The organism is Proteiniphilum sp. (assembly GCF_034331125.1).
In the GTDB taxonomy this organism is placed as follows: Bacteria; Bacteroidota; Bacteroidia; order Bacteroidales; family Dysgonomonadaceae; genus Proteiniphilum; species Proteiniphilum saccharofermentans.
Window position 1 is genome coordinate 1 of the sequence record NZ_JAXQGC010000048.1, and the last position, 16,590, is coordinate 16,590.

The 16,590-nt window shown below is 44.2% G+C and carries 12 protein-coding genes; 8 read left to right on the plus strand and 4 right to left on the minus strand.

Annotated features, from left to right (window positions below):
• The first annotated feature begins 62 nt into the window (after nt 1-62).
• The gene (locus U2P89_RS11800) at nt 63-1,457 is read left to right on the plus strand and encodes an alpha/beta hydrolase family protein (protein WP_322191487.1); all 1,395 of its coding nucleotides are present in this window, start codon (nt 63-65) and stop codon (nt 1,455-1,457) included.
• Nucleotides 1,458-1,465: 8 nt separating this feature from the next.
• Here the strand turns inward: U2P89_RS11800 and U2P89_RS11805 are convergent, their stop codons facing one another.
• Entirely contained in the window at nt 1,466-2,122 is a 657-nt protein-coding gene (locus tag U2P89_RS11805) for a polysaccharide deacetylase family protein (protein WP_322191488.1), read from the minus strand.
• Between the two features lie 66 nt (nt 2,123-2,188).
• Complete coding sequence (locus tag U2P89_RS11810; protein ID WP_322191489.1) at nt 2,189-5,659, minus strand: protein O-mannosyl-transferase family; 3,471 nt, start codon at nt 5,657-5,659, stop codon at nt 2,189-2,191.
• Between the two features lie 443 nt (nt 5,660-6,102).
• On the opposite strand from U2P89_RS11810, the gene ndk reads away from it, so the two are divergent.
• From ndk to folE, 7 genes are all read left to right on the plus strand, one after another.
• Nucleotides 6,103-6,564, plus strand: coding sequence for a nucleoside-diphosphate kinase (ndk, locus tag U2P89_RS11815; RefSeq protein ID WP_091908543.1), 462 nt, complete (start codon nt 6,103-6,105; stop codon nt 6,562-6,564).
• 49 nt (nt 6,565-6,613) lie between these two features.
• The gene (locus U2P89_RS11820) at nt 6,614-7,648 is read left to right on the plus strand and encodes a peptidoglycan DD-metalloendopeptidase family protein (RefSeq protein ID WP_091908541.1); all 1,035 of its coding nucleotides are present in this window, start codon (nt 6,614-6,616) and stop codon (nt 7,646-7,648) included.
• Between the two features lie 92 nt (nt 7,649-7,740).
• Nucleotides 7,741-8,289 (plus strand): DUF1599 domain-containing protein, encoded by a 549-nt coding sequence (locus U2P89_RS11825; RefSeq protein WP_091908539.1) that lies wholly within the window; start codon nt 7,741-7,743, stop codon nt 8,287-8,289.
• A 33-nt stretch (nt 8,290-8,322) separates the two neighbouring features.
• Complete coding sequence (locus U2P89_RS11830; protein ID WP_091908528.1) at nt 8,323-9,489, plus strand: BT_3928 family protein; 1,167 nt, start codon at nt 8,323-8,325, stop codon at nt 9,487-9,489.
• Nucleotides 9,490-9,689: 200 nt separating this feature from the next.
• Nucleotides 9,690-10,445 (plus strand): triose-phosphate isomerase, encoded by a 756-nt coding sequence (tpiA, locus tag U2P89_RS11835; RefSeq protein ID WP_091908526.1) that lies wholly within the window; start codon nt 9,690-9,692, stop codon nt 10,443-10,445.
• Between the two features lie 191 nt (nt 10,446-10,636).
• On the plus strand, nt 10,637-11,161 hold the full coding sequence (locus tag U2P89_RS11840; RefSeq protein ID WP_091908524.1) for an SPOR domain-containing protein: 525 nt from the start codon (nt 10,637-10,639) through the stop codon (nt 11,159-11,161).
• A gap of 33 nt (nt 11,162-11,194) precedes the next feature.
• Nucleotides 11,195-11,767 carry a GTP cyclohydrolase I FolE gene (gene folE / locus U2P89_RS11845; protein WP_076931062.1) on the plus strand — a complete coding sequence of 191 codons (573 nt, stop codon included), beginning with the start codon at nt 11,195-11,197 and terminating at the stop codon, nt 11,765-11,767.
• 28 nt (nt 11,768-11,795) lie between these two features.
• Here folE and U2P89_RS11850 read toward each other — a convergent pair whose 3' ends face one another.
• On the minus strand, nt 11,796-13,328 hold the full coding sequence (locus U2P89_RS11850) for a RagB/SusD family nutrient uptake outer membrane protein (protein WP_076931061.1): 1,533 nt from the start codon (nt 13,326-13,328) through the stop codon (nt 11,796-11,798).
• A 12-nt stretch (nt 13,329-13,340) separates the two neighbouring features.
• A complete protein-coding gene (locus U2P89_RS11855; protein ID WP_322191490.1) occupies nt 13,341-16,448 on the minus strand; it encodes a TonB-dependent receptor in 3,108 nt (1,035 codons plus the stop codon).
• Nucleotides 16,449-16,590 lie beyond the last annotated feature (142 nt).

Below are 16,590 nucleotides of genomic sequence, written 5' to 3' on the forward strand. Positions count from 1 at the left end.
CTAAAGCCTTGCACTGAAAGTGCATAGTTTTAACTAACGAACTTGAAAAATAAAATAACCGTATGAAGAAATTTATCATTGTAGCCTTTTGCACTTATATCACGGGTGCTCTTTTTGCCCAGGATATAACAGGTTCATGGGCCGGGAAACTGGATATTCAAAGTACAAAACTCAGTATTGTTTTCCATATCGGGAAAAACGATACGATTTACGAAACGAAAATGGATAGCCCCGACCAGGGAGCTTTTGGATTATCTACGTCTAAAACTGTTTTTTCCGGTAATCAACTGGAGATTTCTGCTACAGGAATGGGTATTTCTTATACCGGAATTTTCCAGGGCGATTCTATTAAGGGTATATTCCGTCAGGGTGGACTACAATTACCGTTGGTTTTAAAACCGGCCAAAAAAACTGCCTTGTCCCGTCCGCAGGAACCTAAACCGCCCTTTCCTTATCTGACAAAAGAGGTTACTTTCCCGAATGAAGTTGACGGAAACCTGTTGACCGGGACGTTGACTATTCCCGACACCATGGGCATATTTCCGGCCGTAATCCTGATAGCGGGGAGCGGACCGCATGACCGGGATGAATCCATTCTTGGGCACAAGCCGTTCTTAGTGATGGCCGACCATCTGACGCGGAACGGATTTGCGGTCTTACGCTATGATAAACGAGGCGTAGCCCGATCAAGTGGTGATTACGTGAATGCCACTACTGAAGATTTTGCTTCGGATGTTACCGTAGCTTTCAATTTTCTTAAATCTCAAGTCTATGTCGACAAGAAGCGGATAGCCTTGATCGGGCATAGCGAAGGAGGGATCATTGCACCAATGGTCGCTGCAAATGATAAAACCGTGGGAGCTATTGTGTTGATGGCGGGAACGGGCGTGGAAGGGAGTGAACTTCTCAAACAACAGAACACTGACCTGATGAAGATGGGACAGATATCGCAGGATACAATTGATCAGGTCATAGCTACCCTGGAAACGATTTATATAGACCTGAAAGAGTGGAGAGGTACCGTAGATGAACAAAAAGAACTGAGTAACAAGTTCGGTATATTGTGGGAGTCTATGCCTGTTTCTTTTCGGGGAACGAATGGTAGGGAACATTATATTAATGGAAATATGGGAGCAATGCTTTCGCCATGGTATCGATTTTTTATATCATTGAATCCTTCCGAATATCTCGAAAAAGTGGAATGCCCGGTGTTTGCAGCTAACGGGGAAAAAGACATACAAGTGGAAGCCCGACAGAACTTACAGGCAATGGAGGAGTCATTGGAAAGAGGTGGAAACAGAAATTATACAATCAAATCATACCCTGGCCTGAATCATCTTTTTCAGGAATGTGAAACAGGCTCAGTCCGGGAATATGGGGAAATTGAACAAACAATTTCACCCCAATTTTTATCGGATATGACAAGTTGGCTAAAAAACATTTTTTCAGAAAAATAAAAAGGAGATTAAATACCTGTGATCCGGCTGGCGGGTATGGAATTTCCCGTCGGGATCAATTCAAATATATATCCCTCTTGCTGCAACCATTCGATGGCATGCGGAAGGGCGTACTTCAGGTTTTTCTCCGCTTTCAGGGAATCGTGGAATACGATGATGGAGCCGTTTCGCGTGTATTTTTTTACGTTTTCCAAGACCTGTCCCGGACTCATAAAACGACTGTAATCCCTTGTCACCACATCCCACATTATCACTTTGTAGCCTGCATCCCGCAGCGCCAGATTCTGCGGTACACGCATATGTCCGTGTGGAGGACGAAAAAGCGATGAATCGATCAGTTCCGCTGCCTTGTTGGTATTCTTCAACAGAAAGGATGTACTGTTTTTCCAGCCTTGTACATGGTTAAAGGTGTGATTGCCTGTCAGGTGACCCCTTATAAGGAGTTGCCTGTAAAGGTTGGGATATTTTCGTACGTTATCTCCTACACAGAAGAATGTAGCTTTTATATCGTAATGGTCCAATAGATCCAGTACCCAAGGGGTCACCTCGGGTATAGGGCCATCATCAAAAGTAAGATAGACCGTTTTTTGACCGGGGATACTTATCCGCCAGCGGGCTTCCGGAAAAAGAAGCCTGTATAAATGTGGTGGTTGCTCAATTAGCATGAAATGTGGGTGTATGATGAAAAGAGATACGGCCATGAGTCGACTCACGACCGTATTTATATACCATTACTGAGCCGACTGCTGATATTGCTCCAGCAAACGGGGACTAAATTGTTGCATCATATTGAGAGCCTTTTGCATTGTCTCCTCTTCCGCAGCGCGGTGTACAGTATCGTCGGTAGCTGTGGAATAATACCCGCGTACCGAACCGTCGGTGATTTCTTTCAGCAGGGTATCCCCTGCATAGGGTACACCCAGCTTATAGAATGTTTGCGCACGTTGCAACAGGTCGTCGACCAGTATCCTGTATTTCTCCTTGTTATGTTGCTGGTAAATACTTGAAATCAGCATCATAGGATTGATGTTGTTGTATATCAGATCGGAAAGTGAATTCGATAGTTGTACGGGGTCTAACCGTACGAACCAATCGAGGTTCCTGTTCACCCTGTCGCTGATATCGTTAATAAGCGCCTCGGCTTTTTCTTTTTCACCCAGGCGGTAATATGCCCTGGCGAAGAGCAGTCCGTCGGTACCGTAAGCCACGGCCGATGAAGGTATCATCGTGGTGACTTTATCCAATGCCGTAAGGGCTTTTTCTTTTTCACCCGCACTGATCAACGCATCCACAAGTTGAGTGAAGTAGAGACGGTAGGTGGAAAGCATTCTCCGGCTGGTTTCATCTAAATAAATGTCCGGATTCTTTTCAAGCCCTCCCCACCTGAATTTGTTCACCATGTTGTCGTAAGCCGCTTCTATGTTTACCCCGTTGTATAGCGGGGTCCCGGGTACCACCTGGTAGGTAAGGCCGTTGAGCGAGAAACTGCGGTTTTGCAGGTTCATATATAAGGATGGGGTGATGGTAGTTGCAAAGTGGATGGGTCGTTCCCAGCCGCCGGCGTTAATGTTATCGAGCATTTCAAGGATCATCTGCTCATTGAAATATACCGCCGACTTATCTGTCATATCGATATACATCTTGTGGGACGGTTTTGCGGCGAGGCTTTTCCAGTCTACCCGTGCGGTATCCACGTCGAGTGCCAGCACATTCCCCGGGATAATAGGCATATCACCCGTATTGAACGGATTGGCCGGACGCGTATTCTGTCCTGTCCGCAAATTCTCCATGATCTGTGACAGTGAAAGGGTGTCCTTAAAAGCGGTCACATCGTAGTACGACCCGAAAGAGACGGGAGGAACGTTGTTATGCCGGAGCACATCTTCTATTTCCTTTTTGGTGATGATATATGCCGCACTTCCTGCCTTTCCTGCATACTGGGGTTGGGTCCACCGGATGGGTAGCGGTTCGGACTCATACGCCTGGCGTAATAGTTGGTCCACATACCATTCCGTCTGCAGGAAGCTGAGGTTGGTGACCCGCACGTCGGTACGGAATCCTTCGGTTTCCTGCACGTACCAGAGCGGGTAGGTGTCGTTATCGCCATTGGTGAAGAGAATGGCGTTCTCACCCACGCAACTCAGGTAATTCATCCCGGTATCCCTTGCCAGTGTCCTGCCTGAACGGTCGTGGTCGTCCCAGTTCTGCGATGCCATCTGGATGGGCACACAGAGTGTAGCCACGGTAGCCAGGGCTGTGGCGGCGGCGGTGCTCTTTATATATTTCCTTAAGAAGTAGCTGATGCCTGCCACCCCCATCCCCACCCAGATGGTGAAGGCATAGAAAGAGCCTGCATAGGCATAGTCGCGCTCTCTCGGTTCATATGGTGTCTGGTTCAGGTAAAGGATGATGGCCAGCCCCGTCATAAAGAAGAGCATAAAGACCACGGTAAAACTCTGTTTTCCTCTTTCCTTCAGTTGTAACTGGTAAAGGATACCGATGATACCGAGCAAAAGCGGAAGCATATAATATTTATTGTGTCCCTTGTTGTCGACGATGTCGGGTGCGATATTGTCCTGCGGCCCCAGGCCCAGCACATGCTCGTCGAAGAAGGGAATTCCGGTGATCCAGTTCCCCGCTGTGATTTCACCGTGCCCCTGGATATCATTTTGCCTGCCTGAGAAATTCCACATGAAGTAGCGCCAGTACATGTGGTTGACCTGGTAGCTGAAGAAGAATTTCAGGTTCTGCCAGAAGGTAGGCTTTTGGTTCAGGTCGGTCACGCCGCCCCACTGTTCATAACCGAGGCTATGATTCCTGAAGGATGGATTGTTGGGTTGGGAGTGCATCCTGGTGAACAGCATGGTATTGGTATATCCATAATTGGGCAGTACTACTTTTTCATACCGGTCTTTCTGTTCAGGTGAAGTTTTCACTACTTGTTGATAGGTGATTTTCTCTCCTTTCTTGACCAATGACCCGTCGGCATTCCGTTCCAGTTGGGAAGCATAGGTCGTACCGTGAATAAGGGGTGTTTGCCCGTACTGCTCACGGTTGAGGAAGCTCCCCAGGGAGAAGATATCCTCCGGTTTATTCAGGTCGAGAGGAGGATTAGCGTTCGACCGGATAGGGATTAAAGCATACGCCGAGAATCCTATCAGTATCACCATTAGGCAGGTAACGGCCAGATTGATGAATTTAACCTCTAATTTTTTGTATCTGAAAGCAAAATAAGCACCTGCAGCAATGAGCAGCATCCATAACCATGCACTGCTACCTATAAAGAGGATTCCGGTCATGCCCATGCTAAGGAAGAAAGAGATGCGGGCTCTCTTTTCGGTCCCTTTGGGAGATAATGTCTCATAAAGCGACCATACGATGATGCCTATCAGAAGGACAAGGTAAACCAATACACCGGTATGGTAAGAAAATCCCAGCAAGTTCACAAAAAAGAGTTCGAACCAGCCGCCCACTTTGGTGAATCCCGGAATGATTCCCCACATTAATATAACGATCAGCCCGAAGGACAACAGAAGGGCCTTGATGCCGCCTTTCCAGTCGGGAGCCTCATTCTTCTTGAAGTAGTAGACCAGTACGATAGCCGGGATACACAAGAGGTTGAGCAGGTGCACGCCGATGGATAACCCCATGACATAGGCGATCAGCACGATCCACTTGTCGGAATGGGGTTTGTCGGCATTATCCTCCCATTTGAGGATCAGCCAGAATACCAGGGCGGTGAGCATGGATGAGAAAGCGTATACTTCACCCTCCACGGCCGAGAACCAGAATGTGTCGGAAAAAGTATAGACTAACGCACCTACGAGACCGCTACCGATCACAGCGATAGTCTGCCCCATACTGAGTTCCCCCCCTTCTTTTGCCGTAATGAGTTTACGGGTCAGGTGTGTGATGGTCCAGAAAAGGAACAGGATGGTGAATGCGCTCATCAACGCCGACATGCTGTTGACCATTTTGGCCACCTGCGACGGATCCTGTGCCAATTGTGTGAAGAGATTGCCCACCAGCATGAAGATCGGTGCACCGGGGGGATGGCCCACTTCCAGCTTATAGGCCTGGGTGATGAATTCTCCGCAATCCCAGAAACTTGCCGTGGGCTCAATGGTAAGCAGGTAAACCACTGCTGCAACGGCAAATACAATCCAACCTGTAATGTTATTGATAAGCTTGTACCTGATCATTATTCTTTTTTTTGATGATTGATGTATAGTTTCAATTATAACCCGAATCGTGCTGATTGATTGCGAATTTTGGGCAAAGATACTTAAATCTCTTTATTCCGGTTGTGGATTGAAACTCCATTTTATAAGAAGGGTATTAAAAAAAGCAAAATAAGAAAGTAGAGGCAAGTTTAATTTTTTGCCGACAAAAGCTAAAACAATGGTTAATAATTGTCTATTGCGCTTAATATCAGCAAAATATGTTATAAAACATATTTTCATGTAAGTTTCTGTAAATCTGTATGATATGAGCCTGTTTTACTGCTGGTGTGTAAATTCTCCTCAAAAAAAGGGAATAGATTATTTGGATGAGAAATAATAAAAAGTTTACTTTGGAGATGATTTAAAGAAAAAAATCAGTAATTAAAAGGTCGTTTTCAATATAGTTTATCATTTTTTTATTCATGGAAATTACATTAGTAATTCTGAAACCATCTGCTGTACAGCGCGGAATCATGGGGGAAGTTATCTCCCGTTTCGAAAAGAAGGGAATCCAGATTGTCGGCATGAAGATGGTAGAGTTGACTGATGAGATTTTGAGTGAACACTATTCCCATTTGGCTGAAAAGTCTTTTTTTGGTCGCATCAAGGACGCTATGCGTGTGAGTCCGGTAGTTGTGATGGCACTCAAAGGGTTGGACGTGATAAACGTAGTTAGAAAATTGGCGGGCGTTACAAATGGAAGGGATGCGCAGCCCGGTACTATAAGGGGTGATTACAGCATGAGTGTACAGGAAAATATTATACATGCTTCCGACTCTCCGCAATCGGCAGAAGCCGAATTGAAACGCTTCTTTTCAGAAAATGAAATCTTTAATTACCCTCACCATCTCCTCCCGTATCTGTATGCGAATGATGAGATATAAGTGACAAAAGTGTTTTTTATGGATTATCAAAAAATTCAGTGAAATAACAATGGAGAGAAATCGTTTTTTAGCAAAAGCAGGCGTATTACTGTCTGCAAGCTTGATGTTCGTTACATTGAACTCATTTTCACAATTGTCTCCGGAATCAAACGGAAATACCAGGCCAGACCTCACATACAAACAATTACATAGTTCCACCTTGAGTGAACAGCAGGGGCTTTTTGCCGATGGGCTAAAGCTCAAGCTGGATTTGTCTGTCCTGGATGAAGTGGAAGAGGACCGGTTCGAGTTTGATCCCGATGCCATTCCTGCCGACGATATTTATGGTGGGATGTGGGGAAACAGGTATGTCAATACGTATGGTGACCTGAAAAATGCGCCGGATACGTTTATCGTGGATCTGGAGAATTTTACCATGCCGGTGGATGGGTATATGACATCCAATTTCGGGCGGAGAGGCAGCCGCCGTTACCATTACGGTGTTGACCTGAAAGCGCAAACCGGGGATACTATCTATGCCGCATTCGATGGTAAAATAAGGGTAAAGCAATATGAGCGGAGAGGATATGGGTATTATCTTGTGATACGCCATTTGAACGGGTTGGAAACCGTTTACGGACATCTTTCCAAATTCCTTGTGGATGAAAATGATTTTGTCAAATCGGGACAACCAATCGGACTGGCAGGTAATACAGGGCGTTCATTCGGATCGCACCTGCATTTTGAAACCCGTTTCCTGGGCAAGCCGATTAATCCCAATTTTATTATTGACTTCGAGAAAAAAGATGTTCACAAAGAAGAATATTTAGTAACTAATTCGAGCTATAGGAAAACGTCCAACAGTAGTAGGGTTGTGGTGAAGAATAACACGGGTAGCAGCCCTTCAAATTATAGAGAGCCAACCAACACTGTAAACTCGAATAAATATGTTGGGGGTGAAGTCAATTATCACAGGATACAAAAAGGTGATACCCTGGGTGCAATTGCTAAGCGTTATGGCATATCGGTGAATAAAATTTGTTCGCTAAATAATATCACTCCAAAAACTACGTTGCGTATAGGGAAATCTATTCGCATCTCATAAATTGTAAACCGGAAAGGAAAATCGGAAAGGTACAAGATAACGGACTTGTACCTTTTTTTATTATCTTTGTTCGTGTAATTAAAATAGACGAAATGAACCCAACCCACCATCAATTTGACGAAGTACTCGCCATTTGCCGGGGAGTATTCGAGAAGAAACTACAGGATTATGGGGCAGCGTGGAGGATACTTCGCCCTGCTTCAGTGACCGATCAGATCTTTATCAAGGCGAAACGTATTCGTACCCTTGAGACGACAAAAGATAACCGGGTGGACGAAGGTGTTTTTCCCGAATACATCGGTATAGTAAATTATGGAATTATCGGATTAGTCCAATTGGAACTAGGGTGTGTGGATACGGTAGATATTACGGCAGACAAGGCATTGGAATTATATGACCGCTTTGTAACGGAAACGAAAGCATTGATGGATGCCAAAAATCATGATTATGGTGAGGCTTGGAGAAGTATGCGCATGAGTTCCTTTACAGATCTTATTCTGATGAAGATACAACGGACGAAAGAGATTGAAGCCAATAATGGACAGACTCTTGTTTCTGAAGGAATTGATGCCAATTACAAGGATATGATCAATTATGCTGTTTTCGGGTTAATCAAGCTGCACTTCGGAGAGGAATCTTGAATCTTGAATTTTGAATCTTGAATTAAAATAAAGATGAGTTCAAAAACAAAAATAGTAAAATTCCTGGTTGAGTTGTCTCGTATTATTGTCGGGGCAACTTTCCTCTTTTCCGGATTTGTGAAAGCGGTCGATCCACTGGGTTTTACATATAAGATAGAGGATTACCTGATTGAATTAGGTCTTATGGATCTTTTTCCGCTGGCTTTGCCCGCTGCCGTTTTTATGGTGACGGCTGAGTTTGCTTTGGGTGTTTTTCTATTACTGGGAATCTACAGGAAATGGGTCGTCCGATTGATCTTCGTGTTCATGGTCTTTTTTACTCCACTCACTCTGTGGATTGCCATTGCTAATCCGGTGGAAGATTGTGGATGTTTTGGAGATGCGTTCGTTATCAGTAACTGGCAGACTTTTTATAAGAACATAATACTTCTGGCAGGAGTGATCCTGCTGCTTTTGAAATGGGAGCAAATCACCCCGTTCTTTTCAAAGAAAATAGCTCCTGTTGCAGCTCTTCTGACACTGCTTTTTGGTGTGCTGTTCTCTCTTCATAATGTATACCGCTTGCCGGTGTTTGATTTCCGGCCATATAAGGTGGGTGCCAATATTCCACAACAGATGTTTGTCGATCCGGAGAAGGCAGATGTGCTGGAGACGGTTTTTATTTATAGTAAAGATGGTGTGGAAGAGGAGTTTACTGAAGAAAATTATCCCTGGAACGATTCTACCTGGACCTTTGTGGAAATGAAGACTAAACTGGTAAAGGAAGGAGAAAAGCCTGCCATCGAAGATTTTGCCGTTGAGTCTTTGTATTATGACGAGGCCGGTGGAGATTGGAATATAGGGGGGGACATCACCGATATTATCCTTTCCGAACCTTCTTATACATTCCTGATGGTTGCTTATTCATTGGAAAAGATGAATCTGAAGCATCTTGAACGATTTAAGGAAGTACACCGTTATGCAGAGGAAAACGGATATTCCTTCTATCTCCTCACTTCATCATCGGCCGATATGGTAGGAGAATGGGAAGAGCATCATCGTACCGGCTTCCAATTCTGTCATGCGGATGAACGGGTATTGAAAACCATGATCCGGGCAAATCCCGGATTGATGTTATTGAAAGAAGGAACGGTAATCGATAAATGGGACGGCAGTAGAGTACCGGGCAAGAGGTGGTTGGAGGAGGAAGTTAAAAACTAAAAACTAAAAGTGAATTTTCTTAGGAACGAGAGCAGAAGCAAACTCGTTTGTTTTATGCCGAGAGACGACAGAAAATCCACGAAGTGAAAAGTGAGTGGAACGGTGGGGAGTGAAGAATTAATAGTGAAAAATGAAGAATGAAAAGGGATTTAACGATTTTTGAATTTTGAATCTTGAATTTTTAAATATATATTGATTGTATGAGAAAAAACATTGTAGCAGGTAACTGGAAAATGAATAAAAACCTGCAAGAGGGAGTAGAACTGGCAAAAGAGTTGAACGAAGCATTAAAGAACAAGACTGTGAACTGCGATGTGGTGATCGGCACGCCTTTCATCCATCTGGCTAGTGTAGTAAACAGCGTAGACACAACCAGGATTGGAGTGGCAGCACAAAACTGCGCAGATAAGGAATCAGGTGCATATACCGGAGAAGTATCGGCTGCGATGGTGGCTTCTACCGGTGCCAAGTACGTGATCCTGGGGCACAGTGAACGCCGGGCTTATTACCACGAAACTCCTGAACTCCTGAAAGAAAAAGTGAAATTGGCTCTTGCTAACGGACTTACCCCTATCTTCTGTATCGGAGAGGTGCTGGAAGAGAGAGAAGCAAATAAGCACTTCGAGGTTGTAAAATCACAGGTTGAAGAATCATTATTCGAACTTTCGCCTGAAGATTTCTCCAAGATCGTACTGGCTTATGAGCCCGTATGGGCGATCGGTACCGGAAAGACGGCTACAGCTGACCAAGCACAGGAGATACATGCTTTCATCCGCAAGACATTGGCCGGACAGTATGGACAGGAGATCGCTGACAATACCTCTATCCTCTATGGTGGAAGCTGCAATGCAGGAAATGCAAAAGAACTGTTCTCCAATCCCGATGTGGATGGCGGTCTTATTGGAGGCGCTTCACTGGGAGTCGATAAATTTATGCCTATTATCGAGGCATTTTGACTCCATTAACAGAATTTTACCACAGATCCGCTCCGGGTCTGTGGTATTTTTTTATCTTTGCAGCACTTTAATGTGCCAATCCCGATAAATCGGGACAGGTAGTGCCAATGTGGTTAATATGCCAATGGGATTGATTTATAAATGTCTTAATATTGGTTCAGAAGGTAATTAGTAATTAGTAATTTTGAATAATGAACTATCTTTATCCCTATACGATCCTCTTTTTGTCGTTACTATTATCTGCCGGCAGTGCCTATGGCCAGCCGTCATCACAGAAGAAAGAGATACTGCGTGAGCTGAATTCCCCTGTGCCTGGTAAGGGGCGTGTTTTCGTTTATGAAGATGAGAGCATTGGGCATGTTTTGGGACGTCCCATGGCTCCTCCCAGAACGGTGTATACCAATGCCGACGGGTCAACGCAATTTTACCGGATACGAGGCTTCAAGATCCAGGCCTTTTCCGGAAATAACCAGCGTACTTCCAAGAATGAGGCACATCAGAAACAGCAACTTATCAATAACTTATACCCTGAGCATGAAACGGTCGTACTTTTTGAGTCGCCTTTCTGGCGATTGAGAGTAGGGAATTTTCAGACCAGAAATGAGGCGGAAGAGGTATTGAAGGATATGGTGAAGTCATTTCCCTCCTTTGGAAAAGAGATGTATATAGTAGTCGATGAGGTGAAGATCCCCGTTAACCAGCCTTACAGTGAATGAGAATTGAAGTTGTAATTGTACAAAAACGAACAGATGTCTTCCGAAGAAATAGAAAAGAACAGAGCGGTGATTACCGGTCATATGCATGATATTCTCTCACTTCTGGGTGAGGATGTGGCTCGTGAAGGTTTGGTAAAGACGCCCGAACGGGTAGCAAAGGCCATGCAGAATCTGACAAAAGGATACTGGCAGGATCCGGAAGCGATTCTACGCTCCGCCTTGTTCAAGGAAAACTACCGGCAGATGGTAATCGTAAAGGACATCGACCTTTTTTCCCTGTGTGAGCACCATATGCTGCCATTCTTTGGAAAAGCACATGTAGCATATATCCCCGATGGTTATATTACCGGGTTGAGTAAAATTGCCCGGGTTGTTGATGTATTTGCACGACGGTTACAGGTACAGGAGCGCCTCACTACCCAGATCAAGGAGTGTATCCAGAAGACATTGAATCCGATGGGAGTGATGGTGGTGATCGAAGCCCAGCACATGTGTATGCAGATGAGGGGGGTGGAAAAACAGAACTCTATTACCACCACTTCCGATTTTACCGGCGTATTCCGTGAGCAAAGGACCCGTGAAGAGTTTATCGCGCTGATAAAATAACTCCCCCCTATGTGCATTAATTATATTTTTAATAACCGTAGTTTTGATTGAGATTTGGATTGAGTGAAATCTCACTATCAGGAATCGGTAAATAATTATCTTTTTCTATATCGTATCCATTCGGGAATTTGATTTGTATTAACTCCCCCAGCGCACCCCTGACTTCAACCGGATAAATTTCCGGCCCGATCTTCCACCGTTTTATGTCATCCCAATACTGACCTTCAAGTGCAAGCTCAATACGTCGTTCCTTACGCAGGGTCTCTCTGGCTTCACTCTGGGACAAACCTTTTGGGATAGCGGTGATTTTTACGTCTTCCCTGCCTCTCCTGATCAGGTTAATCAAATCAATGGCTGTGTCAATATCACGGTTGAGTTCTATAAGTGCTTCAGCCTTGCAAAGAATAACATCACCGTAGCGAAGGATCATAAAATCCAATGGCGACTCGTTTCCTTTTACTTCCATTGTTTCAATAGTATATTTACGGATTCCAAAGCCGACTAATTGGCCTGTATGATTTTTGATTTCATCCGGATAAAGTTGTCCCTGAAAATATGCGCCGGGTCTTAAAATGGTAAAATCCAAACGCGGATCCCTGTTTTCATAGGGGTTTTCCGGATCAATCGCTGTGCCGTCAATGGTTTCATACGCATCCACCAAATCTTGTATAGGGGCAACGGAATTCGATCCGTCAATGCCATATTTCAGGTTTTGAGGTTGCCAATATCTGTCGAAAACACTTCCCTGGCTGTAGGGGCCGGCCATAAAGCTTAAGCTGAAAATTGTTTCGCTATTTCCCTCATTTTCAAATTGAAATAATCCGTAATAAGAAGGAAATAGTGAATATTTCCCGAGCGTTTCAATTTTATTACAGTATTCAAGGACCTCTTCCCATTGAGAATTATAAAGGTATGCTTTCATCTTCATGCCTAATGCTGCACCCAAAGTGATATGTCCGGTAGAGGCATCCTTGGGAAGCACTTTGATCGCCTCATCATAGTCTTGATGAATTTGATCCCATACTGCTTCTTCACCGGCACGGGTCAGATTTCTCGCCTCGTCCGGTGTTAATGTGTTCAACACAAGTGGAACCCCGCCATAGGTTTTTGCCAGCAAATCATAAAAGACAGCCCTCAGGAAATATGCTTTACCTTTATACACACTGTTCTGTTCATCAGTGAGTGAGGTTACTTTATCAATATTCTCCAGGAAGTAATTCGCCCTGTAAATACCTTGATAACAGTATGTCCATCTTGAGCTGACAATACCCCCTGATCCGGAATATATTTGTCCGGCCCCGACTTGCATTTGTTGCCCTTCCCAATGCGCCCATTGGTAAGCGTTTGGTGTGCACGCATCATATCCTCCGCCGTATCCGTATACAAAATTATTTCTCAATGTGTTGTATATCCCGTTCATGGTAAGTTCAACGTCTTCTTCTGTTTGCCAGAATGTTTGATCTGTTATTTGATCGTCAGGTAAGATATCCAGGTAATTACTGCAAGCGGCTATGATCAAAACCAGAGGAAGGTAGAAAATTGATCTATATATTCGTTCCATAATATCTTATTGTTAAAAATTTATATTTAATCCAAGACTGTAGATTGTAGGGATCGGGTAATGCCCGTATCCATCTGTGAAGGTGTCCCTTTCAGGGTCGAAGCCTTCGTATTTATTGCTGACCAGGGTAAACAGGTCTGTTCCGTTTACATAAACATACAGGTTTTGCAAGGAAAGCCTCTTACTGATATGCGTGGGCAAGTTATATCCAAGTTGTAAGTTCTTCAGCTTAAACCATGACATATTAGTGGTCCAAAATGAGGATTCCTGCCTGTTCCATGTGTCATTGATCACTATACGGGGGGTAACCGGGGACGGATTTTCTTCAGTCCAGGCGTCTCTCCATCTTTCAGTCACAGTTCCACCCGAAATTCCGAGAGGCTGTGTCCATGCATTTTGGAAATAGCCGGTTACCCCGGCAATCCCGGAAAAAAGAAAATTCAAATCAAAGTTTCTCCATGTCAGGTTTCCCGAAATTCCATAAACGAACTTTGGAATGGTATTCCCTATTTCTCTTTTATCCTGGTAATCGAGTCTGCCATCATTATTAAAGTCCTTGTACTTCAAATCTCCGGCAACGGGTATATAGCCATTATTCTTCATATGGCTTGCCGCTTCCTCATCTGATTGATAAACACCTTCCTGGATGAATCCGTATAAGGTTTTATAAGAAAAACCTTCCCTTATAAGATACAGCTGATCCGGCGCTCCCTCCCTGAATTTAGTGACCCTGTTTTTAACGTAAGTCAGGTTTGCCCCGATGTTATAACTCAGATCATATTCCGGGATCCTGTCATTCCATCCTACAATAATTTCAAAACCCTTATTCGACATTTCGCCCACATTTTCGAAAGGCGCAGTCAATCCCCCCATCACGCTGGAGATAGGTAATTGTACAATAATGCCTGAGGTGTTCTTGATAAAAAGATCGCTTTCAATGGTAAGCCTGTTATTGAGAAATCCCATATCAATCCCGATGTCGGTGGTTGTGGTTGTCTCCCAGGTAATATTTTGATCCACTAAAGCCGTTACAGCGGCACCCGGTGCGAGTTGGTTCCCGAAATTATAGCTGGTGCCGTAATTCTGGGTGATAAACGTCAGATAGGGAAAATAATCACTATTACTGGAAGAGCCAATATTTTGGTTGCCCAGTTTTCCCCATGAAGCTCTCAACTTCAAATTATCGAAAACCTCCCATTTCTTCATGAATGGTTCTTCACTGAGCCGCCACGCGGCAGAGAATGAGGGAAAATACCCCCATCTGTTTTCTTTTGCGAATCGGGAAGAGGCGTCCGCCCTTAGATTCGCTTCAAACAGGTATTTGCTGAACAGGGCATAATTGACTCTCCCAAAATAGGAGAGCATTCTCCACAGGTTTTTGTTCCCGTTCGCAATTGGATTTGATGTACCTGCACTTACCTGGTGCAAACCATCCTCTTTGGGGGGATCCGATTTTTGGGCTTCTGTTGTTTTTCTCTCCAGGCTTTCCGTTTGAAATCCCAATACGCCCGATATCTCGTGAATGGTATTGAATTGGCGGTTAAAATTCAAATTGGTAAAGAATGTGGAATAAAAATTATCGGTTACCCCTCTGTATAGGTTTATTGTGGACGGAAAGTCAAGGGGTTTTGTCTGATTGTTCAGATCCAGGTCTGTATAGCAATAATGAAGTTCGTTATACCTGTCCCGGGTATTATTGTTATACTGCCCGTTGTATTGAGCCGTTAAGTTCAGGTAACCGGTAATTTTATATGTGGCTGAAAAATTGGCTTTGACAAAATTGTTGGTGTAGGTATTTTCACCGTTGTATAGATCAGGAAACGGGTTCCGGGTATCTACTATGGGTTGTCCGGCTCTGGCACCCGATTGGTAAAGGGCCATAGTGCCTCCGAACGTCTTTCCGTCTTCTAAATAAGGCGTTGAGAAGGGATGCCCGTTGGCCATCATATAAATTACCCTGCTGATCCCGTCATAAGGCTGGCTTGAAATCTTTCGCGTATAAATAAGCTTTGTTCCTATGTCTATCTTGTCGTTGATCTTCAGATTGTTGTTCACTGTAATGCCGTACCTGTGGGAATCGGTGTTTTTAACAATGCCTTCCTGTTTTAAATAATTTACAGACAGATATGTATTGGATAAATTACTTGACAATTGAGCCGATAAGTTATGCTGTGTGGTGATGGCACTCCTGAATACTTCATCGAAATAATTGGTACTGGGATATTTGTACGGATCATTACCTGTCCTGAAAGCCTCCAATACATCATCCGGAAATAGCGCTTCCCCGCCGCTGCTTATGTTTGCCGCATTCCACATTTGCATATACTCGTAACTGTCGGAAATCAGGTTGTACCTCCTTCCCAGTTGGGAAACACCCACGTATCCATTATAGTTAAGTGAGATCCTTTCTTCTCCTGCACCTTTCTTTGTTTCAATGAGTATTACCCCGTTTGCGGCGCGTGAACCATATATGGCCGCGGATGCGGCATCCTTCAGTACAGTGATACTTTCAATATCATTCGGGTTGATTTCTGCAATTTGCCCCTCAATTCCATCGATGAGTATGAGAGGGTCTGTATTATTCAGGGTGCCGTAACCCCTGATTCTGATGGTAGCTCCGTCACTTCCCGGCGAACCTGAATTCTGGCTTACCCATACGCCGGGTATTTTTCCTGATAAGGCCTGAGATGCATTCGTAATGGGCCTGTTCTCTAAACTTTTGTCATACCGTATGGAAGAGACTGAGCCGGTGAGATTCACTTTTTTCATCGTCCCGTAGCCCACTACAACGACCTCTTCCAAAGTCTCTATGTCTTCCTCCAGCACCACATCTATGTTGCTCCGCCCATTGATGGGAATGGTTTGTGTTTCCATCCCTATATAGGATACCTCCAGTACCGCTTCCGGATCGACATTCGACAAAATAAAGCGGCCATCCGTACCCGTGACGGTACCTGTGCCCGTACCCTGTATCCTGACAGATACCCCTACCAATAATTCCCCTTTCACGTCAGTAATCGTTCCGCTGACCGTAACGGTCTGGGCGAACATACATACGGAAAATGCCCATATAAGCGCGGACAAAATTCCTTTCATTACACTTAAAAATACTTGTCTCATTTTCACGTTTTGTTTTAGATTGATTAATTATTTCTTTCAGATATTGCAGGTTTGCTCTTATTTATTTGGATATCGATACATTAAAAGGAACACCGGGTCGTTTTTTGACAAAGCAAGAACTTATGTCCGCAAGAACTTATGC